This is a genomic window from Pseudomonas sp. zfem001, from assembly GCF_032621725.1.
GTDB lineage: Bacteria > Pseudomonadota > Gammaproteobacteria > Pseudomonadales > Pseudomonadaceae > Aquipseudomonas > Aquipseudomonas sediminis.
Genome location: NZ_JAVYJI010000007.1, coordinates 213308 through 236968, shown reverse-complemented (window position 1 = coordinate 236968; position 23661 = coordinate 213308). Strand labels below are relative to the sequence as shown.

The 23661-nt window shown below is 60.6% G+C and carries 26 protein-coding genes; all 26 read left to right on the top strand.

The genetic code is table 11. The annotated features are described in order from the left end of the window. The first annotated feature begins 77 nt into the window (after positions 1 to 77). The 26 genes from RTH74_RS21600 to fliR all read left to right on the top strand — a co-directional run bounded on the left by RTH74_RS21600 (position 78) and on the right by fliR (position 23661). A complete protein-coding gene (locus RTH74_RS21600) occupies positions 78 to 1562 on the top strand; it encodes a flagellin (RefSeq protein ID WP_316916004.1) in 1485 nt (494 codons plus the stop codon). A gap of 72 nt (positions 1563 to 1634) precedes the next feature. Next, complete coding sequence (locus RTH74_RS21595) at positions 1635 to 2027, top strand: flagellar protein FlaG (protein WP_316916003.1); 393 nt, start codon at positions 1635 to 1637, stop codon at positions 2025 to 2027. 79 nt (positions 2028 to 2106) lie between these two features. Beyond that, complete coding sequence (fliD, locus tag RTH74_RS21590) at positions 2107 to 3579, top strand: flagellar filament capping protein FliD (RefSeq protein WP_316916002.1); 1473 nt, start codon at positions 2107 to 2109, stop codon at positions 3577 to 3579. Between the two features lie 3 nt (positions 3580 to 3582). Further along, a complete protein-coding gene (fliS, locus tag RTH74_RS21585; RefSeq protein ID WP_106734291.1) occupies positions 3583 to 3975 on the top strand; it encodes a flagellar export chaperone FliS in 393 nt (130 codons plus the stop codon). A 102-nt stretch (positions 3976 to 4077) separates the two neighbouring features. After that, positions 4078 to 4458: a flagellar export chaperone FliS gene (gene fliS, locus RTH74_RS21580; protein WP_316916001.1), complete on the top strand. Its 381-nt coding sequence runs from the start codon at positions 4078 to 4080 to the stop codon at positions 4456 to 4458. Positions 4459 to 4479: 21 nt separating this feature from the next. After that, the gene (gene fliT / locus RTH74_RS21575; RefSeq protein ID WP_106734292.1) at positions 4480 to 4773 is read left to right on the top strand and encodes a flagellar protein FliT; all 294 of its coding nucleotides are present in this window, start codon (positions 4480 to 4482) and stop codon (positions 4771 to 4773) included. Between the two features lie 259 nt (positions 4774 to 5032). Then, positions 5033 to 6508 carry a sigma-54 dependent transcriptional regulator gene (locus RTH74_RS21570; RefSeq protein ID WP_316916000.1) on the top strand — a complete coding sequence of 492 codons (1476 nt, stop codon included), beginning with the start codon at positions 5033 to 5035 and terminating at the stop codon, positions 6506 to 6508. A gap of 167 nt (positions 6509 to 6675) precedes the next feature. Then, on the top strand, positions 6676 to 7890 hold the full coding sequence (locus RTH74_RS21565; protein ID WP_316915999.1) for an ATP-binding protein: 1215 nt from the start codon (positions 6676 to 6678) through the stop codon (positions 7888 to 7890). 3 nt (positions 7891 to 7893) lie between these two features. Beyond that, a complete protein-coding gene (gene fleR / locus RTH74_RS21560) occupies positions 7894 to 9309 on the top strand; it encodes a sigma-54-dependent response regulator transcription factor FleR (protein ID WP_316915998.1) in 1416 nt (471 codons plus the stop codon). 251 nt (positions 9310 to 9560) lie between these two features. Next, on the top strand, positions 9561 to 9890 hold the full coding sequence (gene fliE / locus RTH74_RS21555; protein ID WP_013714978.1) for a flagellar hook-basal body complex protein FliE: 330 nt from the start codon (positions 9561 to 9563) through the stop codon (positions 9888 to 9890). 10 nt (positions 9891 to 9900) lie between these two features. Continuing rightward, positions 9901 to 11685, top strand: a complete 1785-nt coding sequence (gene fliF, locus RTH74_RS21550; RefSeq protein WP_316915997.1) for a flagellar basal-body MS-ring/collar protein FliF — start codon at positions 9901 to 9903, stop codon at positions 11683 to 11685. Next, complete coding sequence (fliG, locus tag RTH74_RS21545) at positions 11678 to 12694, top strand: flagellar motor switch protein FliG (RefSeq protein ID WP_099523135.1); 1017 nt, start codon at positions 11678 to 11680, stop codon at positions 12692 to 12694. Before fliF ends, fliG begins: the two co-directional genes overlap by 8 nt. Positions 12695 to 12697: 3 nt before the next feature. After that, positions 12698 to 13498, top strand: coding sequence for a flagellar assembly protein FliH (gene fliH / locus RTH74_RS21540; protein ID WP_316915996.1), 801 nt, complete (start codon positions 12698 to 12700; stop codon positions 13496 to 13498). After that, positions 13488 to 14834 carry a flagellar protein export ATPase FliI gene (gene fliI / locus RTH74_RS21535; protein ID WP_316915995.1) on the top strand — a complete coding sequence of 449 codons (1347 nt, stop codon included), beginning with the start codon at positions 13488 to 13490 and terminating at the stop codon, positions 14832 to 14834. Before fliH ends, fliI begins: the two co-directional genes overlap by 11 nt. 46 nt (positions 14835 to 14880) lie before the next feature. Further along, positions 14881 to 15330, top strand: coding sequence for a flagellar export protein FliJ (gene fliJ / locus RTH74_RS21530; protein WP_021489636.1), 450 nt, complete (start codon positions 14881 to 14883; stop codon positions 15328 to 15330). A gap of 85 nt (positions 15331 to 15415) precedes the next feature. Continuing rightward, positions 15416 to 15721 carry an STAS domain-containing protein gene (locus tag RTH74_RS21525; RefSeq protein WP_003460737.1) on the top strand — a complete coding sequence of 102 codons (306 nt, stop codon included), beginning with the start codon at positions 15416 to 15418 and terminating at the stop codon, positions 15719 to 15721. Between the two features lie 2 nt (positions 15722 to 15723). Beyond that, complete coding sequence (locus RTH74_RS21520; protein WP_316915994.1) at positions 15724 to 17412, top strand: fused response regulator/phosphatase; 1689 nt, start codon at positions 15724 to 15726, stop codon at positions 17410 to 17412. 30 nt (positions 17413 to 17442) lie between these two features. Next, positions 17443 to 17796 (top strand): Hpt domain-containing protein, encoded by a 354-nt coding sequence (locus tag RTH74_RS21515; RefSeq protein WP_316915993.1) that lies wholly within the window; start codon positions 17443 to 17445, stop codon positions 17794 to 17796. Positions 17797 to 17863: 67 nt separating this feature from the next. After that, positions 17864 to 19090 carry a flagellar hook-length control protein FliK gene (locus RTH74_RS21510; RefSeq protein ID WP_316915992.1) on the top strand — a complete coding sequence of 409 codons (1227 nt, stop codon included), beginning with the start codon at positions 17864 to 17866 and terminating at the stop codon, positions 19088 to 19090. A 227-nt stretch (positions 19091 to 19317) separates the two neighbouring features. Then, on the top strand, positions 19318 to 19839 hold the full coding sequence (gene fliL, locus RTH74_RS21505) for a flagellar basal body-associated protein FliL (RefSeq protein ID WP_316915991.1): 522 nt from the start codon (positions 19318 to 19320) through the stop codon (positions 19837 to 19839). 12 nt (positions 19840 to 19851) lie between these two features. Continuing rightward, positions 19852 to 20823, top strand: a complete 972-nt coding sequence (gene fliM, locus RTH74_RS21500; protein WP_017679168.1) for a flagellar motor switch protein FliM — start codon at positions 19852 to 19854, stop codon at positions 20821 to 20823. A 71-nt stretch (positions 20824 to 20894) separates the two neighbouring features. Next, positions 20895 to 21371, top strand: a complete 477-nt coding sequence (gene fliN, locus RTH74_RS21495; protein WP_106734304.1) for a flagellar motor switch protein FliN — start codon at positions 20895 to 20897, stop codon at positions 21369 to 21371. Between the two features lie 2 nt (positions 21372 to 21373). Continuing rightward, complete coding sequence (fliO, locus tag RTH74_RS21490; protein ID WP_316915990.1) at positions 21374 to 21805, top strand: flagellar biosynthetic protein FliO; 432 nt, start codon at positions 21374 to 21376, stop codon at positions 21803 to 21805. Next, on the top strand, positions 21805 to 22590 hold the full coding sequence (gene fliP / locus RTH74_RS21485) for a flagellar type III secretion system pore protein FliP (RefSeq protein ID WP_099523125.1): 786 nt from the start codon (positions 21805 to 21807) through the stop codon (positions 22588 to 22590). The genes fliO and fliP overlap by 1 nt, the downstream gene beginning before the upstream one ends. Before the next feature lie 11 nt (positions 22591 to 22601). Continuing rightward, entirely contained in the window at positions 22602 to 22871 is a 270-nt protein-coding gene (fliQ, locus tag RTH74_RS21480; protein WP_003460763.1) for a flagellar biosynthesis protein FliQ, read from the top strand. Positions 22872 to 22884: 13 nt separating this feature from the next. After that, positions 22885 to 23661 (top strand): flagellar biosynthetic protein FliR, encoded by a 777-nt coding sequence (gene fliR, locus RTH74_RS21475; RefSeq protein WP_099523124.1) that lies wholly within the window; start codon positions 22885 to 22887, stop codon positions 23659 to 23661.

The following is a 23661-nucleotide window of genomic DNA, read 5'->3' as shown; positions in this document are numbered from 1 at the left end:
TCTCTGGGCGTCTGAGCATGCAGGCCCGAGCTCGCAAGCTCAGACAAACGGTTCTAAGGTCATCTGGAGGCAATACCATGGCCCTTACAGTCAACACTAACGTTGCGTCCCTCAACACTCAGCGTAACCTGAACACCTCGTCCAAAGGCCTGGATACTTCCCTCCAGCGTCTGTCCACCGGCTACCGCATCAACAGCGCCAAAGACGACGCTGCTGGTCTGCAGATCGCCAACCGCCTGACCAGCCAGATTACTGGCCTGGGCGTAGCGACCCGTAACGCCAACGACGGTATCTCCTTGGCGCAAACCGCTGAAGGTGCCCTGCAGCAGTCCACTGGCATCCTGCAGCGTATGCGTGACCTGGCCCTGCAATCGGCTAACGGCTCCAACGGCGCCATCGAGCGCGCCGCCCTTCAGGGTGAAGTCGCTCAGCTGCAACAAGAGCTGAATCGTATCTCTGATACCACCAGCTTCGGCGGTCGCAAGATTCTCGACGGCAGCTTTGGTTCGCAGAGCTTCCAGGTTGGTGCCAACGCCTACGAAACCATCAGTGTTTCCATCGGCTCCGCTGCCACTGATCGTATCGGTATCAACCGCGTCACCACTTCCGGTGGGGCGGCTCAGGCCATCGCTTCCGGTGCCGCGTTCAGCGCTACCTCGGGCAGCGCTTACGGCAGTGCTTCGTTCAACATCAACTCCAAACTATCCGATGGTGACGTCGCCATCTCTGGCGCTGCCAGTGGTTCGGCCAGTGAAGTGGCTCGTGCCATCAACGCCAAGAGCGATGAGACCGGTGTGACTGCCAACGCTCGTACCGTGGCAACGCTCGGTGGCATCACTGCCTCGGGTACCGTGTCGTTTAACCTGTCCGGCGTCACCAGCAAGTCCAAGGACACTGACGCGGCAACCGTCTCGGCTGTGGTGACCGATCTGACCGACCTGTCCTCGCTGGCTGACGCCATCAACCGTGAAACTGGCAAAACCGGTATCTCGGCTGTCAACAAAGGCGACACCATCGAACTGGTCAGCTCGCGCGGCGATGCGATCCAGATCACCAACTACGCTGGTTCGGGTGGTGCGACTCTGCAGGCCAAGAGCTTCGATGGCGCAGACGATGTGGGCACTGCGGCTACCATCGCCACCGGTGGCGGTGCTCGCGCCGACGGTCAGGTACAGCTCGAAGCAGCCGATGCCTTCCAGGTTACTGGCATGAGCGGTGGTCTGGGTGCTGACGGCTTCAGTGAGCTGGATGCGGTGAATAGCATCGACATCAGTACGGCGACGGGGGCTCAGGATGCTCTGGGTATCATCAACGGTGCGATCTCCAACATCGACAGCCAGCGTGCTCAGCTTGGTGCCGTGCAGAACCGCTTCGAGAACACTATCTCGAACCTGCAGAACATCGCTGAGAACTCCTCCGCTGCTCGTAGCCGGATTCGTGACACTGACTTCGCTGCCGAAACCTCGGAACTGACCAAGAATCAGATCCTGCAGCAAGCCGGTACCGCGATCCTGGCTCAGGCCAACCAGTTGCCGCAGGCCGTACTCAGCCTGCTGGGCTAAGGTCAAAGGCGCTAGACTACGGGGGGAAGGGCCTGGCTCTTCTCCCCGTTACCTCATTGTGAGGAGTAATTTATGGACGTCAGCTCAATTAAGCCCCAGGTCAATTCCACGGTTGTCCGCGATGGTGGCGTCTCCAATGCTGCCGAAACTCGGCAGAAGCAAGGTCTTTCGACTATCGCGACAGTTTCAAATACTGACGAACAGGCTTCTACCCGAGTAGTCACACCTGCTCAGGATGTCAGTCGTGAGCAGGTTGAGGATGCGGTAGCGACCATTCAGGAATTCGTGCAGTCGGTTCGTCGCAGCATCAATTTTGCCGTCGATGACGGCTCTGGGCGTGTGGTTGTCAAGGTGACGGATGCTGGGTCGGGCGATGTGATTCGCCAGATTCCGTCTGAGGAAGCGTTGAAGTTGGCAGAAAATCTGTCAGAAGTGCGCAGCCTTTTGTTCAAGGCCGAGGCATAACGACACGTCTTGGCATGAGTTTTGACTGATATCCTTCAATCGACAGGGTGCAGTCGGATTTTTGACGAGGTGCAAGATCATGGCAGGTATTACGGGAATCGGTTCGGGTCTCAACATCAACGAGATTGTTACGGCGTTGGTTAATGCCGAGAAAGCGCCGAAAACCAACCAGCTCGATAATCTCGAGAAGAAGACCACTACCCGTATCTCTGCGATCGGCACCCTCACGGGGGCGATGAACTCCTTCAAGACGGCCCTCGACGCGCTAAACAAACCTTCCCTGTTTGAGTCGCGCACTGCCAGCACCTCCAATAGCAGTGTGCTCAAGGCTACTGCTGCCACAACTGCGCCTGCAGGCACATACAGCGTTCAGGTTCAGCAACTGGCTGCCAGCAGCAAGGTTGCCCTGCAGTCTGTCTCGGGTGTGGGTAACGCCCCGGCTACTTTCAACAGCGGTACGCTGGAAATTTCCGCTGGCAGTACCAGTATCAGTGTCGATGTCACCGCAGCTAACAACACGCTTGCTGGCATGCGTGACGCGATAAACGAAGCCGGGAAAAACAGCGGTATAAGTGCCACCATCATTACCGATGATTCCGGTTCCCGCCTGGTGCTGAGCTCGACCAAGACTGGCGAAGGCAATGACATCCGGGTAGCGGTTACCGAAGATGGTGAAACGACCGGCGGCAATGCCCTGACGACTCAGGCGTTCACGCCACAGGCTGATCCTGACAATGCTGATGCTTTCCTCAAGCCAAGCTCGGACAGTGGCGCGGGCGGTGTAATCACTCAAGCCAAGTCCGCCAAGTTGACCATCGATGGCCTGCAGTTGGTCCGCAACAGCAACAAGATCGAGGATGCCCTTGAGGGCGTTACGCTTGATCTGGTTGCGGCGCAGAGCGCTACCGATCTGACCGATGGCAAGACCATCAATCTAACCGTTGGTGTCGACAAGTCCAGCGTCAAGAGCAATCTGCAGAAGTTCGTCGACGCCTACAACGCTCTGATCACCTCGTCTGCGCAGCTTACAGCTGTCGTTGAGGTGGAAGGTTCCAAGCCTGTAGCAGGCCCTCTGGTTGGCGACTCCACGGTGCGCAGCGTGCTCGCCGGTTTGCGTAACGAAATCGTCAAGATGACCGGCGGTGGAGAGAGTGGCGTTCGGGCGCTGGCGGATCTGGGCATTACAACGGGCAAGGATGGCAAGTTGTCTCTCGACGATGCCACGCTGACCAAGGCGCTTGAGACCAATTTCGATCAAGTGGGTAGCTATCTCACGGGCAGTGACGGCTTGATGGGGCGTCTTTCTGGCTTTGTATCCGGCTATGTGGCGACCGATGGTGTATTGAAGCAGCGTGACAGTGCCCTGCGCGATACCTTGAAGAGCGTTGACTCTCAGCGCGAAAGCCTGAACAAGCGTGTCGAAAGCCTGCAAACCCGACTTTATGCCCAGTACAACGCAATGGATTCTCTGGTAGGACAGCTTTCTCGCACCAGTGAAAGCTTGAGCGGCATGCTCGCCAATCTGCCTGGCTTCGTCAGAAAGGATAAGTAATTCATGAGCAAGAACCCCATCGATGCCTACAAGCAGGTCAAGACCAGCCAAGAGGTATCGCCTTATCGCACGGTGCAGCTGTTACTCGAAGGTGCATTGCAGCGCGTGATGCTGGCCAAACAGGCGCAGGCCGAGGGTGATACCGAGATTCGTGGCATGGCCGTGGGTAGCACCATCACCATTCTGGGTGTGTTGCAGGCGGCTCTGGACAAGGAGCTGGGCGGTGAAATCGCCGAGAACCTGGATGCGCTTTACGACTATATGACGCGTCGTTTGGCGGGTGTCGCTTTGGACGACACGCCACGTACCCTCGAAGAGGTTCAGGCGCTGCTGGGTGATATCAAAAGCGCCTGGGATGCCATCGGCCCTGAGGTCGAACCGGCACCTGCTGGCTGATTGAGTGCTTCTGGCTTAGCTGTTTCAGCGACAAAATCGTTAAAGCTTTGAGCCTCAGGGCCGATACCGAAGTATCAGCCCATCGGTAGAGCGAGAGCGACTATGAACGCAATGGCGGCCCTCAAGCAGTATCAGAGCGTCAACAACCAAGCGCAGGCCGCAGAGGCCAGCCCTCATCGACTGATCCAGATGTTGATGGAGGGCGGTCTGTCTCGTATCGCTCAGGCACGTGGTGCCATGGAGCGCGGGCAAACAGCGCTGAAAGGCGAGTTGATCGGCAAGAGTATTGCCATCGTCGCGGGACTGCGCGAGAGTCTCGACCACCAGCAAGGTGGCGAGCTGGCCGGTAACCTCGATAGCCTGTACGAATACATGATCGCCCGTTTGACCGAGGCCAATGTGAGCAACGAGCCGGAGCTTCTCGAAGAGGTTTCAGTGCTGCTTCGTAACGTCAAACAGGGTTGGGATGCCATCGCTCAGTAGCGAGCATCGAAGGAGAAGCGAATGAGTTCATCCGTTCAGCGTTTGCAAGCGACCGGTTCGGCCCTGCGCGATGCTCTGGCCAAACAGGACTGGGCCGCGATCGGCGAGCTCGATCTGCAGTGCCGCATGGTAGTCGATGCGGCTATGGTCGATAGCGATGACGAAGAAGAGCTGCGCAGTGGCCTGGAAAATCTGCTGTCACTGTACCGTGAGTTGGTGACCGTTTGTCAGGCCGAGCAGCAGCGTCTGGCTGGTGAATTGGTGCAGCTCAATCAATCCCGCCAGGGCGCCAAGGTTTATCAGCTTTTCGGCTGATAACCTGATGTTTACCGAGTTTAACCAGTAGGTTCGGCTCGGTTGTCCCTCTCTGCGCTTGCGCTACTCCTGCTTTTTTATCGGCTACCACTACCCGGCTCTGCAAACAGCTGCTTAGCTAATTCCGTTGGCGGGCGAAAAAGTTACGCCATAAAATTGACTGGCTTCAATTTTTTGACTTTACTAGTGGCTAATTGCCGGCGCGCGTCGAAGATCTGGCGTGCGATTTCTCTCACCTCTCGGGTCAGACAAGCACAAGATGTGGCGTGAAACCAAAATCCTGTTGATCGATGACAATGCTGCGCGCCGCCACGAGTTGGCGATCATTCTGAGTTTTCTCGGGGAAGAGTATCTGGCCTGTACCAGCCAAGACTGGCGCAACGCCGTGGCCGAACTCGCTTCCAGTCGCGAAGTGCTCAGCGTCTTGCTGGGCGATGTCGAGGCCAAGGGTGGGGCGCTCGAGCTGACCAAGCAGATTGCTGGCTGGGATGAGTTCCTGCCGTTATTGACGGTCGGCGACTCCAGTATCGTCGAGTGGCCGGAGGATTTGCGCAGGCGTGTATTGGCCAGCCTGGAGACTCCGCTCAGCTATAACAAGCTGCTCGATTCGCTGCATCGTGCTCAGGTCTATCGCGAGATGTACGACCAGGCTCGTGATCGTGGGCGGCAGCGCGAGCCCAACCTGTTCCGCAGTCTGGTGGGCACCAGTCGCGCCATTCAACAGGTGCGGCAGATGATGCAGCAGGTCGCCGACACCGAGGCCAGCGTGTTGATCCTTGGAGAGTCCGGAACCGGCAAGGAAGTGGTAGCGCGTAATCTGCACTACCACTCCAAGCGCCGTGAGGCGCCGTTCGTGCCGGTCAACTGCGGCGCGATTCCGGCCGAGTTGCTGGAGAGCGAGCTGTTCGGTCATGAGAAGGGCGCCTTCACCGGCGCTATCACTAGCCGGGCAGGGCGCTTCGAACTGGCCAATGGCGGTACGCTGTTCCTCGATGAGATCGGTGACATGCCTCTGCCGATGCAGGTCAAGCTGTTGCGCGTGCTGCAGGAGCGCACCTTCGAGCGTGTCGGTAGCAACAAGACGCAGACCGCTGATGTGCGCATCATCGCCGCCACCCACAAGAACCTGGAGAGGATGATCGAGGACGGCAGTTTCCGTGAGGACTTGTATTACCGCCTCAACGTCTTCCCCATCGAGATGGCGCCGCTGCGCGAGCGCATCGAAGATATCCCGCTGCTGATGAACGAGCTGATTTCACGGATGGAGCACGAGAAGCGCGGCTCTATTCGTTTCAACTCAGCTGCCATCATGTCGCTGTGCCGCCATGATTGGGCAGGCAACGTGCGTGAGCTAGCCAACCTGGTAGAGCGCATGGCGATCATGCATCCATACGGCGTGATCGGGGTGGGCGAGTTGCCGAAGAAATTTCGTCATGTCGATGACGAGGATGAGCAGCTTGCAGCCAGCTTGCGCGATGAAATGGAAGAGCGCGCTGCGATCATGGCAGGTCTACCGGGCCTCGATACGCCAGCCATGCTGCCGCCGGAGGGGCTGGATCTGAAGGACTACCTCGGTAACCTGGAGCAGGGACTGATTCAGCAAGCGCTGGATGATGCCGGTGGTGTGGTGGCGCGCGCTGCTGAGCGCCTGCGTATTCGCCGTACCACGCTGGTCGAGAAGATGCGTAAGTACGGCATGAGCCGCCGCGAAGAGGATGGCCAGGACGAGGATTGATCCAGCAGCCTCGCGTCAAACAGCACAAAGAAAGCCGGAGCTTTGACGCAAGCTCCGGCTTTGTTTTTTCAAGTGATTGATAAATAAGAACAAAAAAGTAGGCACGAGGATTGCTAAAGCTCTTGTATCTGACCGTCTTCTGACGGTACGTCGTACGAGAGAAGCAGATGGAAGCCAACCTTCGTCCTACCGAGTCAGCAGAGCCAAACGGCTCCGCACCGCTCGAACAAGCCAGCCGCGCGGGACTGGAGCAGGCCTTTGCCCTGTTCAATCAGATGTCCAATCAGCTCAGCGAGTCCTACAGCCTGCTTGAGGCGCGGGTCAATGAGCTGAAGGGGCAACTGGCGCTGGTCAGTGCACAGCGCATGCAGGAACTGGCGGAGAAGGAACGCCTGGCCCATCGCCTGCAAAGCCTGCTGGACCTGCTGCCTGGCGGTGTGATCGTCATCGACGGTCAGGGTGTCGTGCGCGAGGCCAACCCCGTGGCGCGTGCGCTTCTCGGCCAGCCCCTGGTGGGCATGCTCTGGCGTCAGGTGATCGCACGCAACTTCGCCCCGCGCGAAGACGATGGTCATGAAATTTCCATGCGCGACGGCCGCCGTCTATCTATCGCCACGCGTTCCCTGCACGGGGAGCCGGGGCAGCTTGTGCTGCTGACCGACCTGACGGAAACCCGTCGCCTGCAGGATCAGCTTTCTCGCCATGAGCGCCTATCGGCGCTGGGGCGCATGGTCGCCTCCCTGGCCCATCAGATCCGTACACCGCTTTCCGCTGCGTTGCTCTACGCAAGCCACCTCAATGAACAGGTGCTGCCGGCCGAACAGCAGCAGCGTTTCGCTGGGCGTTTGAAGGAGCGTTTGCACGAGCTGGAAAACCAGGTGCGCGACATGCTGATCTTTGCCCGTGGCGAGCTGCCGTTGCCGGATCGTCTGTCGCCGCCTGTCTTGTTCGACGCGCTGCGTGCTGCTGCCGATGCCCATGTGGGTGATATGGCCGTACGCTGGCAGTGCGATGTGCGTGACGGCGAACTGCTGTGCAATCGCGATACGTTGGTCGGCACCGTGCTTAACCTGATCGACAACGCCATACAAGCGGCCGGGCGCGATGCGCGTCTGAAGGTCCATCTGTACCGCCGCGACAACCAGTTGCGCCTGTGCGTCAGTGACAACGGGCCCGGCATGAGTCAGGAAACCCTGGCGCGCCTGGGTGAGCCGTTCTTTACCACCAAGACTACCGGAACCGGCCTCGGCCTGGCCGTGGTCAAGGCTGTGGCACGCGCCCACCAGGGCCAGCTGCTGCTGCAATCGCGTGCGGGTCGTGGTACCTGCGCCATCGTTTCTCTACCGCTGCTTGATGCGGCGTCTCACTCGAATCAGGAGTAACCCATGGCTGCCAAAGTCCTGCTGGTTGAAGACGATCGCGCGCTGCGCGAAGCCCTGGCCGATACCCTGTGCCTGGGCGGACATGATTATCGAGCCGTCGATTGCGCCGAGGCGGCCTTGGTCGCGTTGACCGAAGAGCCGTTCGGGCTGGTGGTCAGCGACGTCAACATGCCGGGTATGGATGGTCATCAACTGCTGGCGCAGATCCGTAGTTGTTATCCGCAACTGCCGGTATTGCTGATGACGGCTTTCGGCGCGGTAGAGAGGGCGGTAGATGCCATCCGTCAGGGCGCCGCTGATTATCTGGTCAAGCCGTTCGAGCCGCGCACGCTGCTGGAGCTGGTGGCCAAGCACGCTCTCGGTAAATTGACGGCGGGGGATCGCGATGGTCCGGTGGCGCTTGAGCCGGCCAGCGTGCAGTTGCTGGAGTTGGCGTCACGCGTGGCGCAGAGTGATTCGACGGTGATGATCACGGGTGAGTCGGGGACCGGTAAGGAGGTGCTGGCGCGTTATATCCATCAGCAGTCGCCGCGCGCCTCTGGGCCTTTCATCGCCATCAACTGTGCGGCGATTCCCGACAACATGCTTGAGGCCACGTTGTTCGGGCATGAGAAGGGCGCGTTCACCGGTGCGGTCACCGCTCAGCCGGGCAAGTTCGAGTTGGCCGATGGCGGGACCATCCTCCTCGACGAGATTTCCGAAATGCCGCTGGGGCTGCAGGCCAAGTTGCTGCGTGTGCTGCAGGAGCGTGAGGTGGAACGGGTCGGGGCGCGCAAGCCAATCAACCTGGATATTCGCGTGCTGGCCACCAGCAACCGTGACTTGGCTAGCGAGGTTGCCGCAGGGCGCTTCCGCGAGGACCTCTATTATCGACTGTCGGTCTTCCCCTTGGCCTGGCGGCCGTTGCGTGAGCGGCCTGCCGACATTCTGCCGCTTGCCGAGCGGCTGCTGGCCAAGCACGTCAAAAAAATGAATCAGATGCCGGTGCGTCTGTCCGAGTCGGCTGCGCAGAGCCTGGTGCAGCATCAGTGGCCGGGCAACGTGCGTGAGCTGGACAACGCCATTCAGCGAGCCTTGATCCTGCAGCAGGGTGGGGTGATACAGGCGCAGGATCTCTGCCTGCACGCCCCCATAGGTCAGACGGTGCAGAGCGCCGTGCCGCGCCTGGCAGTCGTACCAAACGTCGCGCCGCCAGTGGTGCAGCCAGCCGAGCCGGCGGCTGCGGTGGATTCCGGCGCGTTGGGCGAAGACCTTCGCCGTCGTGAGTTTCAGGTCATCATCGACACCCTGCGTGCCGAGCGCGGCCGCCGTAAGGAGGCCGCTGAACGCCTGGGTATCAGCCCGCGCACCCTGCGATACAAGCTGGCGCAGATGCGAGATGCCGGGATGGATGTCGAGGCTTACCTGTACGCCAGCTGAGACTTCTCGCTCGGGGCATCTTTGCCTGTCAGGTGAAGGGCTCCGTGGCGGCTCATGTGTGTCGTCAGCTTCGCGGTGCGCGCTGCGCACCTTGCATGAACGCCCGACCCTAGGGCGTTCTGTGTATACCGATCATGGTGACCGGTTCCCCGGTCGTACCGCTCTCCGAACTCTCCTTCATTCTGGCACCCTTGTTGCAAATACCCCTGCATAGCGCCGCTAGTGTCAAAAAGCGGGCAGTGGAGGAAGTCATGAGCCAAGGTGTCGAATTCAATCGCTTGATGCTGGAAATGCGTTCCATGCAGGCTGAGGCCATGGCGCGTCAGAAGCCTGCTGCGAGCGAGCCAGTGCAAGGGGCGCCGAGTTTCTCGGAAATGCTCGGCCAGGCGGTGAACAAGGTCAACGAGACCCAGCAGGCTTCCAATAAACTGGCGACCGCTTTCGAGATGGGGCAGAGCGGGGTCGATCTGACCGATGTGATGATCGCCTCGCAGAAAGCCAGCGTATCCTTCCAGGCCATGACCCAGGTGCGTAACAAGCTGGTCCAGGCGTATCAAGACATCATGCAGATGCCGGTCTGAGGATTGAGTCATGGCTGAAGCAGTAGTAGCAAACGTACCGGCCAAGGCCGAGTCAGGCGAGTCGAAGAAGCCCCTGCTGGGCCTTAGCTTCCTGGAAAATCTCGCCGAAATGTCGGTGCTGCGGCAGCTCGGCCTGTTGGTCGGTCTGGCTGCCAGCGTGGCCATTGGCTTTGCCGTGGTGCTCTGGTCACAGCAGCCGGACTATCGCCCGCTCTATGGCAGTCTCAATGGGATGGACGCCACCCAGGTGGTGGAAACTCTCAATACTGCGGGTATCAACTACACCGTCGAGCCCAACTCCGGCGCGTTGCTGGTCAAGGCCGACGATCTGAGTCGTGCGCGTATGCGTCTGGCTGCCGCTGGCGTGGCGCCGACCGATAATAGCGTCGGTTTTGAAATTCTCGACCGTGAGCAGGGCCTGGGTACCAGCCAGTTCATGGAGGCGACCCGCTATCGCCGCGGCCTTGAAGGCGAGTTGGCGCGCACGGTGTCCAGCCTCAACAACGTCAAAGCTGCGCGCGTGCATCTGGCGATGCCCAAGGCTTCCGTTTTTGTGCGTGATGAGCGCAAGCCTAGTGCCTCGGTACTGGTGGAACTCTACCCGGGCCGCAGCCTGGAGCCGAGTCAGGTGATGGCCATCGTCAACCTGGTGGCGACCAGTGTGCCTGAGTTGGACAAGGGCCAAGTCACGGTGGTCGACCAGAAGGGCAATCTGCTTTCCGATCAGCAGGAGCTGTCCGAGCTGACCATGGCTGGCAAGCAGTTCGACTACACCCGCCGTATGGAAACGCTGTTCACCCAGCGTGTGCATAACATTCTGCAGCCGGTGCTGGGTACCGGCCGCTACAAGGCAGAAGTGTCGGCTGATGTGGATTTCAGTTCGGTCGAGTCCACTTCCGAAATGTTCAATCCGGATCAACCCGCACTGCGCAGCGAGCAACAGGTTAATGAGCAGCGTCAGAGCAGCCTGTCGCCGCAAGGCGTGCCGGGCGCGCTGTCCAATCAGCCGCCAGGCCCGGCTGCCGCTCCACAGCAGGCTGCAGGCGCTGCCGCTCCAGCCGGCCCGATAGCGGCTGGTCAGCCGCTGGTCGATGCCAATGGTCAGCAGATCATGGACCCGGCTACCGGCCAGCCGATGCTCGCCCCGTATCCGGCCGACAAGCGTGAGCAGTCCACCCGCAATTTCGAGCTGGACCGTTCCATCAGCTACACCCGTCAGCAGCAGGGGCGCCTGCGTCGCCTGTCGGTGGCGGTGGTGGTGGACGACCAGGTACGTGTCGATCCGGCCACCGGCGAAAGCAGCCGGGTGCCGTGGACCGCCGATGACCTGGCGCGCTTCACTCGTCTGGTTCAGGATTCGGTGGGCTTCGATGCCAGTCGCGGCGACAGCGTCAGCGTGATCAACACGGCGTTCACCGCGTCGATGGGCGAAGAAATTCCGGATATTCCGTTCTACACCCAGCCCTGGTTCTGGGACATCGTCAAGCAGGTGCTTGGCGTCCTGTTCATCCTGGTGCTGGTGTTCGGCGTGTTGCGTCCGGTGCTCAACAACATCACCGGCGGTGGCAGGGGCAAGGAACTGGCAGGCTCCGGTGATGTGGAGCTTGGCTCGATGGCAGGTCTGGATGGCGAGCTGTCCGATGACCGTGTCAGCCTTGGCGGCCCGCAGAGCATCATGTTGCCTAGCCCCAGCGAGGGGTATGATGCGCAACTGAACGCTATCAAGAGCCTAGTGGCGGAAGACCCTGGCCGCGTCGCCCAGGTCGTGAAAGAGTGGATCAACGCCGATGAGTGACAATCGCACCGCTACCAAGCTGAACAAGGTCGACAAGGCCGCGATTCTGCTGCTTTCGCTGGGCGAAACCGATGCCGCACAGGTGTTGCGTCACCTCGGGCCGAAAGAGGTGCAGCGCGTCGGCGTGGCCATGGCTGGCATGCGCAACATTCATCGCGAGCAGGTCGAGCAGGTAATGGCCGAGTTCGTCGACATCGTCGGCGATCAGACCAGCCTCGGCGTCGGTGCCGACGGCTACATTCGCAAGATGCTCACCCAGGCACTGGGCGAGGACAAGGCCGGCAATCTGATCGACCGCATTCTTCTCGGCGGCAGCACCAGTGGTTTGGACAGCCTGAAATGGATGGAGCCACGTGCCGTTGCCGACGTGATTCGCTACGAGCACCCGCAGATTCAGGCCATCGTCGTCGCGTACCTCGACCCGGATCAGGCTGGTGAAGTGCTCAGCCATTTCGACCACAAGGTGCGCCTGGACATCATCCTGCGTGTGTCCTCGCTCAACACCGTGCAGCCGTCCGCGCTCAAGGAGCTTAACCAGATCCTCGAGAAGCAGTTCTCCGGCAGCGCCAACACCACACGCGCCACCATGGGCGGCGTCAAACGTGCGGCGGACATCATGAACTTCCTCGACAGCTCGGTGGAAGGTCAGCTGATGGACTCCATCCGCGAGGTAGACGAAGACCTGTCGACGCAGATCGAAGACCTGATGTTCGTCTTCGACAACCTGGCCGATGTCGACGATCGTGGCATCCAGGCCTTGATGCGCGAAGTTTCGTCCGAAGTGCTGGTGCTGGCACTCAAAGGTGCCGACGACGCCATCAAGGATAAGGTGTTCAAGAACATGTCCAAGCGTGCAGCCGAGTTGCTGCGTGACGACCTGGAGGCCAAAGGGCCGGTACGTGTCAGCGATGTCGAAGGTGCGCAGAAGGAAATTCTCACCATTGCCCGGCGCATGGCCGAAGCCGGAGAGATCGTGCTCGGTGGCAAGGGCGGCGAGGAGATGGTTTAAGCCATGGCTGCCAAGGAGCCTGAGAGCGAGCTGATTCGCGCCAAGGATCTCGGCACGTTCGATCGCTGGGCGTTGCCCAGCTTCGACGCGCCGGGTGACGAACTGGCAGAAGCCGAGGCCGCTACTGAAGAACATGTGCAGCCTCCAGCTGAATCCGAGCAGCAGGACGCCGCACAGGTCGAAGAGGTCGCACTCGAAGATGTCAAACCACTGACGCTCGATGAGCTCGAAGCCATTCGCCAGGATGCCTACAACGAAGGCTTCGCCACAGGCGAGAAGGACGGCTTTCACGCCGGCCAGATCAAAGCCAAGCAAGAGGCCGACGCAGCCTTGGCGCTGAAGGTCGGCAGCCTGGAAAAACTCATGACGCAGTTGCTCGATCCGATTGCCGAGCAGGATCAGCAAATGGAAGTGGCCATGGTGCGTCTGGTCAGCCATATGGTGCGCGAGGTGATTCAGCGCGAGCTGAGCACTGACTCCAGTCAAATTCGTCAGGTGCTGCGCGAAGCGCTCAAACTGTTGCCGATGGGCGCGGGCAACGTGCGCATTCAGGTCAATCCACAGGACTTCGAGGCGATCAAGGCGCTGCGTGAGCGTCATGAGGAAAGCTGGCGCATCCTCGAGGATGACAGCTTGCTGCCAGGTGGTTGCCGTATCGAGTCGGAGAATAGCCAGATCGACGCCAGCGTCGAGACGCGCATGGCGCAGGCACTCAAGCAATTGTTCGAACAGCAGCGCGCGCAGAGTACCCAGCCGCCGGAAGCGGACATCAATCTGGACCTGGATCGCGACGATGCGCGTTGACCGCGTGAGCTTCGCCCGGCGCCTGGAGGGCTACAGCGATGCGATCAGCCTGCCCAGCCAGCCCATACTCGAAGGCCGCCTGCTGCGTATGGTCGGCCTCACCCTGGAGGCCGAAGGGCTGCGCGCGGCCATAGGCAGCCGCTGCCTGGTCATCAACGAAGACAGCTACCATCCGGTTCAGGTCGAGGCCGAGGTGATGGGCTTCTCCGGGGGCAAGATCTATCTGATGCCGGCGGGCAGTCTGGCGGGTATTGCGCCTGGCGCGCGCGTGGTGCCGTTGCCCGATGCCGGGCGCTTGCCCATGGGCATGTCCATGCTTGGGCGAGTGCTCGACGGCACCGGTCGCGCCCTGGATGGCAAGGGCGGGATGAAGGCCGAGGACTGGGTGCCGGTGGATGGCCCGACCATCAACCCGCTCAACCGCGACCCCATCAGCCAACCATTGGACGTCGGCATTCGCTCGATCAATGGTTTGCTCACCGTCGGACGCGGTCAGCGTCTGGGCTTGTTCGCCGGTACCGGCGTGGGCAAGTCGGTGCTGCTGGGCATGATGACGCGTTTTACCGAGGCCGAGATCATCGTGGTCGGGTTGATCGGTGAGCGTGGGCGTGAGGTCAAGGAGTTCATCGACGAGATTCTCGGCGAAGAAGGTCTCAAGCGTTCCGTGGTCGTGGCTTCGCCGGCCGATGAAGCGCCACTGATGCGTTTACGTGCGGCGCAGTACTGCACGCGCATCGCCGAGTACTTCCGTGACAAGGGCAAGAACGTTCTGCTGCTGATGGATTCGCTGACGCGCTATGCCCAGGCCCAGCGTGAAATCGCTTTGGCTATCGGTGAGCCGCCAGCGACCAAGGGTTATCCGCCATCGGTGTTCGCCAAGTTGCCCAAGCTGGTCGAGCGTGCCGGTAATGCCGAGGCCGGCGGCGGTTCGATCACCGCGTTCTACACCGTACTGAGTGAGGGCGATGACCAGCAGGACCCCATCGCCGATGCCGCGCGTGGTGTGCTTGACGGGCACTTTGTTTTGTCACGTCGTCTGGCCGAGGAGGGGCACTATCCCGCGATCGATATCGAATCCTCGATCAGTCGGGTCATGCCGCAAGTGGTGCCGCCGGAGCAGCTCAAGCAGGCGCAGCGATTCAAGCAGCTGTGGTCGCGCTACCAGCAGAGTCGCGACCTGATCAGCGTCGGTGCTTACGTTCCAGGCGGGGATGCGGACACCGACCTGGCTATTGCGCGGCAACCGGTCATGGCTCAGTACCTGCGTCAGGGGTTGGACGAAAGCGTCGGCATGCCGCAGAGCCGGGAGCAACTGGCTGCCGTTCTGGGGCAATGATGGTGTTGGCTAGCTATCTTTTCGCTGCAATCGAGGCTGTGAAGCAATGAGCCTCAGTCGTGCCAAGCGCCTGCAGCCGGTTGTCGAGATGGCAGAAAAAGCAGAGCGCGAGGCGGCGCGCCAACTCGGGCATTGCCAAGGGCTGGTGGGGCAGGCCGAGGCCAAGCTGGGCGAGCTGGAGCGCTTTCGTGGCGACTACCAGCAGCAGTGGATCAGTGAGGGCAGCAAGGGCGTTTCCGGCCAGTGGCTGATGAACTACCAGCGCTTTTTGTCACAGCTTGAAACCGCGGTTGGCCAGCAGCAGCAAAGTCTGGAGTGGCATCGCGCCAATCTTGAAAAAGTACGGGCCGTTTGGCAGCAACGCTATGCGCGTCTCGAGGGGCTGCGCAAACTGGTCCAGCGCTACATTGACGAAGCCCGATTGGCCGAGGACAAGCGCGAACAGAAACTGCTCGACGAGCTGGCGCAACGCCTGATCGACCGTGGTGAACCCTGAATAGAGGTTGTTTCGTCGCCGACCAGATGCTACACCTTCAAACGTGAATTGCCCTATCTGGCAAAGTCTCGACAAAGGAGTAGACATGGCCATTACCTCGCAGCCCTCGGCCGACGGGCAAGAGCTGACCATTGTGATTCGAGGACGCTTCGACTTCGCCTCCCACCAGGAATTTCGTGACGCCTACGAGCGCGTCAACCTGACGCCCAAGCGTTATCAGGTCGACCTGCGCGACACCAGCTATCTGGACAGTTCGGCATTGGGCATGCTGCTGCTGTTGCGTGACCATGCTGGCGGCGATTCGGCGCAGATCAGCCTGCTCAACTGCAGCAGTGACGTGCGCAAGATCCTCGCCATCTCCAACTTCGAGCAGTTGTTCAAAATCAGCTGAGCATGTCTGAGCGTCTTGCGATCCTGATCGCCGAGGACAACGCGGCCGACCGCATGCTGTTGTCCACCATCGTCAGTCGCCAAGGGCACCGCGTACTGACCGCCAGCAATGGTCTGGAGGCAGTCGCCCTGTTCGAACAGGAGCGTCCGCATCTGGTCTTGATGGATGCGCTGATGCCGGTGATGGATGGCTTCGAGGCGGCGCGGCGGATCAAGGATCAGGCCGGCGAGGCGCTGGTGCCGATCATCTTTCTCACCTCGCTGACCGGGGGCGAGGCGCTGGTGCGTTGCCTGGAGGCCGGTGGCGACGATTTTCTCGCCAAGCCCTATAACCGGGTGATACTCGAGGCCAAGATCGGGGCCATGGACCGCCTGCGCCGTCTGCACGATACGGTGTTGCAGCAGCGCGACCTGATTGCCCTGCACAACGAGCATCTGCTGCACGAGCAACGCGTAGCCAAGGCGGTATTCGACAAGGTGGCACATTCCGGCTGCCTGGATGCGCCAAACATCCGCTACATGCAGTCGCCTTATGCGCTGTTCAACGGTGATTTGTTACTGGCAGCCTACAAGCCGTCCGGCGGCATGCACGTAATGCTGGGTGATTTCACCGGTCATGGTTTGCCGGCGGCTATTGGCGCTATGCCGCTGGCCGAGGTGTTCTACGGCATGACCGCCAAAGGCCATGCGCTCGCCGAGATCCTTCGCGAGATCAACGCCAAGCTAAAGCGCATCCTGCCGGTTGGGGTTTTCTGCTGCGCTACCTTGCTCAACATCAGCAGCAAGCGTGGGCTGCTCGAAGTGTGGAATGGCGGGCTGCCGGATGGTTACCTGCTGCATGGCGATGGCCGCCCGCGTCAGCCATTGGTATCCCGTCATCTGCCGCTGGGGATTCTGGAGCCAGCGGCGTTCAGTGACCGTTGCGAGGTCTATCCGCTAGCGCCAGGGGATCGCATCTTTCTGCTTAGCGACGGGGTACTCGAAGCCAGCGACCAGCACGGCCAGCTGTTCGGCGAGAAGCGCTTGCTCCGGCTGTTGGAGGCCAATCGGCAGCCGCAGGCCTTGTTCGAGGAAATCCAGCAGGCGCTGGTGACGTTCCGGGGTGAACAGCAGGACGATGTCAGCATGGTCCAGGTCGGGCTTGCCGAAGACGATGAGCGTCCCCGGCCGCTGGCTTTTGCCGACAGCGGCCAGAGCAGCGTGATGGACTGGTCGGCCAGTTTCGAGTTTCGTGCGCTGAGCTTGCGTCATTTCAATCCCTTGCCCTATCTGCTGCAGCTGTTGCTGGATGTGCAGGCGCTGCGTCCACGTGGCGGCGAGCTGTATACCGTGCTCGCAGAGCTGTACTCCAATGCGCTGGAGCATGGCGTGATGGGGCTGGATTCCTCGCTGAAGCAGGATGCCAGTGGGTTTGCCGAGTATTACCGAGAGCGGCGGCTGCGCCTGGCGTCGCTGCGTGACGGTTATGTGCGTTTTCACCTGCAGATGTTGCCCGAGGCCAATGGCGGTCGGCTGATAGTGCAGGTGGAGGACAGTGGGCCTGGTTTCGACCCGGCCAGGGTCATCGATATGGCGGATGATGCCCTTTCCGGGCGTGGGCTTGCGTTAGTGCGTGAACTCAGCGACGGCTTCAGCTGTTGCCCCGACGGACGGGGCGTCAGCGTAGAGTTTTGCTGGTCCACTGAGGCATAATCCGGGCCTTGACGTTCAGGGAGTGACCCGGTGTCCGATATCCATCTCGACGATGCTGTCCTGGCATCCCTGCAGGATGTCATGGAAGACGAATATCCGATTCTGCTCGATACCTTCGTGGCCGACTCTGAAGAGCGTTTGCGCTTGTTGCATCAGGCCCAGCTCGACGGCGATGCCCAGGGTGTGCGTCTGGCAGCCCATAGCTTCAAAGGCAGCTGCAGCAATATGGGGGCGGTACTGTTGGCCAGCCTGTGCAAGGACCTGGAGGATGCGGGGCGGCGCGAGGCACTGGAACTGGCCCCGGCGTTGATCGAGCAGATCGAACGCGAGTTCGCCATCGTCCGAATCCTGCTCAAATCCGAGCGTCAACGCTACCGCGTCTGACCGCTTTTCAGGAGTTGGCCCGTCCTTTGCTCTGATCCCGTCACGACCCATCAGACGGAGAGCGTCCATGTCCGCGTTGCCCGACCTACGCCTGCAGGCTACGCCTGAGGTGAAGAGCAAAGCGAAGCAGCCGGCCAAAGCGCCGGAACCCAGCAAGAACGGTGCTTCCAGCTTTGCCGATATGTATGCCAAGGAGCGTCAGGCCAAGCCTGGCGAGCGTGCTGGCAGTACCGATAAATCCAGCCAGGAGCAGAGGTCTGCTGCACCTTCAGAGACGGCTGATACTGCCTCTTCTGCCGCCGAGCAGCCCTCGGTTGCCGCCCCCGGCAATTCCTTGCCGACCCAGGAGGGCGTTGAAGAAGAGCTCGACCCGTTGCTGGCGATGGCACTGGGCGGTATCCAGGTGCAAGTAGAGGATGCTGCGGTCACCCAGGACTCTTCGGAGTTGCCGGCGCTGGTGATCACCGGCGCCAATGCCAGTACTGCCGATACTGCTGAGCCAGTGCTTGAGGAAGATGTGCTCGATCCGCTGGCGCAGCTCAAGCAGCCGGCAGAAGAAGCGGGCAAGGCGCAGTTGTCGCAAGACGCTGCGATCAAGAGCACGCGGGTGGCGACCAGCACGGACTTCGCTGCGGCCATGTCCGCTATGGGCAAGGGGGAGGAGGCGGCCGAGAGCTCTGACGAGCCGGTGTTGGACCTGCCGTTGGAAAGCCTGGCCAAGGATGTCCTGGAGAGTCTCAAGGACAGTGCTCAGCCCAATCGTCCGGATCAGTTCGTCAGCAAGCTCAATGCGCTGACGCAGGCGCTCAATCATCAGGCCGGCGCCGCCCAGCGCGTACCGCTGGTGCCCGGCCAGCCGGTGGCCATGCATCAGGGGGGCTGGAGCGAGGCGGTTGTCGATCGCGTCATGTGGTTGTCCAGTCAGAACCTCAAGTCGGCTGAAATTCAACTGGACCCGGCGGAGTTGGGGCGTCTTGAGGTGCGGGTGAACCTGTCCCAGGATCAGGCCCAGGTGACGTTCGCCAGCCCCAATGCCGGGGTGCGCGAAGCGCTGGAAGGGCAGATGCATCGCTTGCGTGAGCTGTTCGCGCAGCAAGGCATGAATCTGGCCGATGCCAACGTTTCCGATCAGTCGCTTAACCGCGGCTGGCAGGGGCAGGGCGAGGGCGGTCGTGGTGGTTCTGGCTCGCGTGATGATCTGCTAGCCAGTGACGAGCTGCAGCCGGGCGTCCATCAGGAAGTGCGCAGTGAGCGTTTGACCTCTGGCCGCGGGCTGGTCGACTACTACGCATAAGTAGGGCTCAAACGCTGGCCATGCCCGATTATCGGTGTTCCTCCGCTAGACTTGTATTCGCCCGGGTTGCCGAAAGGTGCCCGGGCGAATGCATTTTGGGTGACAGCAAGTAGCTGGCGCTGTTAAATCCGCGCCCAGAGTTAGACAAGCCTGCTCATATGCTGGCATAACACTTGCTCTTAACCCTTTGAATGCGGAAAGAACTCCGATAGTGACGGATTATTGGCATGGCTAAGAAAGAAGCGGCACCGGCTGCCGACGGACAACCCGCCGGCAAGAGCAAGCTCAAACTCATCATCCTGATCGTGGTGGGTCTGCTGCTGGCCGTTGGCCTTTCCGTGGGCGGTACCTGGTTCATTCTCAGCAAGGGTGACAAGAGCGAGGAGGCCAAACCGGCAGAGGCCGCCGCACCAGTAGCGCCAGTGCGCCAGCCGGCCATCTACCAGGATCTGATGCCGGCCTTCGTGGTCAATTTCAATTACCAGAACCGTACCCGCTACCTGCAGGTCAGCATGGCCCTGATGAGCCGTGATACCGCCGGCATGGAGAAGCTCAAGGTGCATATGCCGGTATTGCGTAACCGTCTGGTGATGTTGCTGTCCGGTCAGGATTTTGCCGCGCTGCAAACGCCGTTGGGCAAGGAAATGCTTCTGCAGCAGGCGCTGGCCAGCGTGCAGGAACTGGCGCAGAAGGAAACCGGCAGCACTGTGGTCGAGCAGGTGCTGTTCACCAATTTCGTGTTGCAGTAGCGGGAGCCGAAGATGGCCGTGCAAGACCTGCTTTCCCAGGACGAGATCGATGCGCTGTTGCATGGCGTCGATGACGGCCTGGTGGAAACCGAGGACGCAGCGGAGCCGGGGAGCGTCAAGCAGTACGACCTGACCAGTCAGGATCGTATCGTCCGTGGGCGCATGCCGACGCTGGAGATGATCAACGAGCGCTTTGCCCGTTATACCCGCATCAGCATGTTCAACCTGTTGCGCCGCTCGGCTGACGTCGCCGTTGGTGGTGTACAGGTGATGAAATTCGGCGAATACGTGCACTCGCTGTACGTGCCTACCAGCCTCAACCTGGTGAAGATGAAGCCGCTACGCGGCACCGGTCTGTTCATCCTTGACGCCAAGCTGGTGTTCAAGCTGGTGGACAACTTCTTCGGCGGCGATGGGCGCCATGCCAAGATCGAAGGCCGTGAGTTCACTCCAACCGAACTGCGTGTCGTGCGCATGGTGCTCGACCAGGCGTTCGTCGACCTGCGTGAAGCCTGGCACGCGGTCATGGATATCAACTTCGAGTACGTCAACTCCGAGGTCAACCCGGCGTTGGCCAACATCGTCAGCCCCAGCGAAGTAGTGGTGGTGTCCACCTTCCATATCGAGCTCGACGGCGGTGGTGGCGATCTGCACATCACCATGCCGTACTCGATGATCGAGCCGATCCGCGAAATGCTCGATGCCGGTTTCCAATCCGATGTCGACGATCAGGACGAGCGCTGGATCAAGGCCCTGCGCGAGGACATCCTCGATGTCAGCGTGCCGCTGGCCGCCACCGTCGCCCGCCGCCAGTTGAAGCTGCGCGACATTCTGCATATGCAACCGGGTGATGTGATCCCCGTGGAGTTGCCGGACAACGTAGTCATGCGCGCCAATGGCGTGCCGACCTTCAAGGTCAAGCTGGGAGCGCACAAGGGCAATCTGGCCCTGCAGGTGCTGGAACCAATCGAACGCCAACGCTGAGGCGTTGGTAACTCTCCAGGGCTGACAAAGCCCGACGTGAACGAATAGCAGAAGCCAGGCGAGGAATCACGATGGCAGACGAAGAAAACACCTCCCCCGAGGAACAGGCACTGGCCGATGAATGGGCCGCAGCGCTGGCCGAGGCAGGTGATGCCGATCAGGACGATATCGATGCCATGCTCGCAGGGCAGGGGGCCGCTCAGGCAGCGCAACCGGCCGCACCGCGTGCACCGATGGAAGAGTTCGGCAGCGCACCGCCTCCCGGCAATCTGCCGGTCAATCTGGATGGCCCCAATCTGGATGTGATCCTGGATATTCCAGTGTCCATCTCCATGGAAGTGGGCAACACCGATATCACTATCCGTAATCTGCTGCAGCTCAATCAGGGCTCGGTGATCGAGCTGGATCGTCTGGCTGGTGAGCCGCTCGATGTGCTGGTCAACGGCACGTTGATCGCTCATGGCGAAGTGGTGGTGGTCAACGAGAAGTTCGGCATTCGCCTGACCGACGTGATCAGCCCCAGCGAACGTATCAAGAAGCTGCGCTGACCATGGCTCGTCTTCTCGCTCTGTTTCTCAGCATGCCTGTGGCGGCCATGGCTGCCGAGCCCGCTGGCAAGGCAGCGACTCCCATGGCTGGCAGCGACATAGCCGGTCAGCTCGGCCAGTTGCTGCTCGGCTTGTTGCTGGTGATCGGTTTGATCTTCCTGCTCGCCTGGCTGTTGCGCCGAGTGCAGCAACTGAACCCGAAGGGCGGGCAGGTGATCAAGCTGTTGTCGAGCCAGGCGCTCGGCCCGCGTGATCGCCTGGTGCTGGTGCAGGTAGGCAACGAGCAGATTTTGCTGGGGCTGTCCGCTGGGCGCATTACCCCGCTGCACGTGCTCAAGGAGCCAGTGCATCTGGCCGATGCCGAGCAGGCCACGCCAGAGTTCGCCCAGCGCCTGATGGAGCTGATGGGCAAGGATCAGAAGGACAAATCCTGATGCTGCGTTTGTTGCTGGTGCTGGTGCTGAGCCTCGCCGCTTCTCTGGCGTTCGCCGAGGACCCTCCTGCAGGCAATTCGCTGATCCAGACGGGCAGCAGCCCGTTGTCGATCCCCGCCATCACCCTGTCCACCGACGCCCAAGGTCAGCAGGAATACTCGGTCAGCCTGCAGATCCTGCTGATCATGACGGCGCTGAGTTTCATCCCGGCGTTCGTCATGCTGATGACCAGCTTCACGCGGATCATCATCGTCTTCTCCATCCTGCGTCAGGCGCTGGGTCTGCAGCAGACGCCGTCCAACCAGATCCTGGTCGGCCTGGCGCTGTTTCTGACTATGTTCATCATGGCGCCGATTTTCGACCGGATTAACACCGATGCGCTGCAGCCTTATCTGAACGAGGAGATCGTCGCTCAGGAGGCGCTGACACGGGCAGAGGTACCAATCCGCGACTTCATGCTGGCGCAGACTCGTGAGAGTGACCTGGCACTGTTCGTTCGTTTGTCCAAGCGTACCGACCTGGCCGGTGTCGAAGACGTGCCGTTGACCATTCTGGTGCCAGCGTTCGTCACCTCCGAGTTGAAGACCGCTTTCCAGATTGGCTTCATGATCTTCATTCCGTTTCTGATCATCGACATGGTGGTCGCCAGTATCCTCATGGCGATGGGGATGATGATGCTGTCGCCACTGATCATCTCATTGCCATTCAAGATCATGCTGTTCGTCCTGGTTGACGGCTGGGCGCTGATCATGGGCACCTTGGCCGCCAGTTTCGGCACCATATAGCGAGGCCTTTGATGACTCCCGAGGTTGCGGTTGATCTGTTTCGCGAAGCGCTCTGGCTGATCGTGCTGATTGTCGGCCTGGCCGTGGTGCCGAGCCTGGTGGTCGGCCTGATCGTGGCCATGTTCCAGGCTGCCACGCAGATCAACGAACAGACGCTGAGCTTTCTGCCGCGTCTGATCGTGATGCTGGTGACTCTGATCTGGGCCGGCCCCTGGTTGGTCAGTCAGCTGATGGAATACACCCAGACGCTGATTCAGAACATTCCGTACCTCATCGGTTGAGGGGCTGGGCGCGATGCTGGAGTTGAGCAACGAGCAGATCAGCGGCTGGGTCGGCCAGTTCCTGCTGCCGTTGTTTCGCATCGCGGCGATGTTGATGGTGATGCCCATCATCGGTACCCAGCTGGTGCCGAACCGCGTACGCCTCTATCTGGCGCTGGCCATCAGTGTGGTGCTGGTACCGACGCTACCACCGATGCCGCAGGTCGATGCCTTGAGCCTGCGTAGTCTGCTGCTGATCCTCGAGCAGGTGCTGATCGGCGCCATGTTCGGCTTTATTCTGCAGTTGTTCTTTCATCTGTTCGCCGTTGCGGGGCAGATCATCGCCATGCAGATGGGCCTGGGGTTCGCCTCCATGGTCGACCCTACCAATGGTGTGTCGGTGCCGGTGCTTGGCCAGTTCATGCTGATGCTGGTGACCTTGCTGTTTCTGGCCATCAACGGCCATCTGGTAGTGCTGGAAATTCTGGCGGAGAGCTTCGTCACGCTGCCGTCCGGGCAAGGGTTGATGGTCAATCATTACTGGGAGCTGGCTGGCAAACTGGGCTGGGTGATCGGCGCCGGCCTGTTGTTGACGCTGCCCATGGTCACCGCGCTGCTGGTGATCAACCTGGCGTTTGGCGTGATGACGCGCGCCGCGCCGCAACTGAACATCTTTTCCATCGGCTTCCCCCTGACCCTGGCCATGGGCCTGGTGATTTTCTGGGTGGGGCTTTCCGATTTCGGCAACCTGTTCCAGGCGCTGGCCAGTGAAGCCCTGCAACAGCTGAGCGAATTCGCTCTTGTGAGGTAG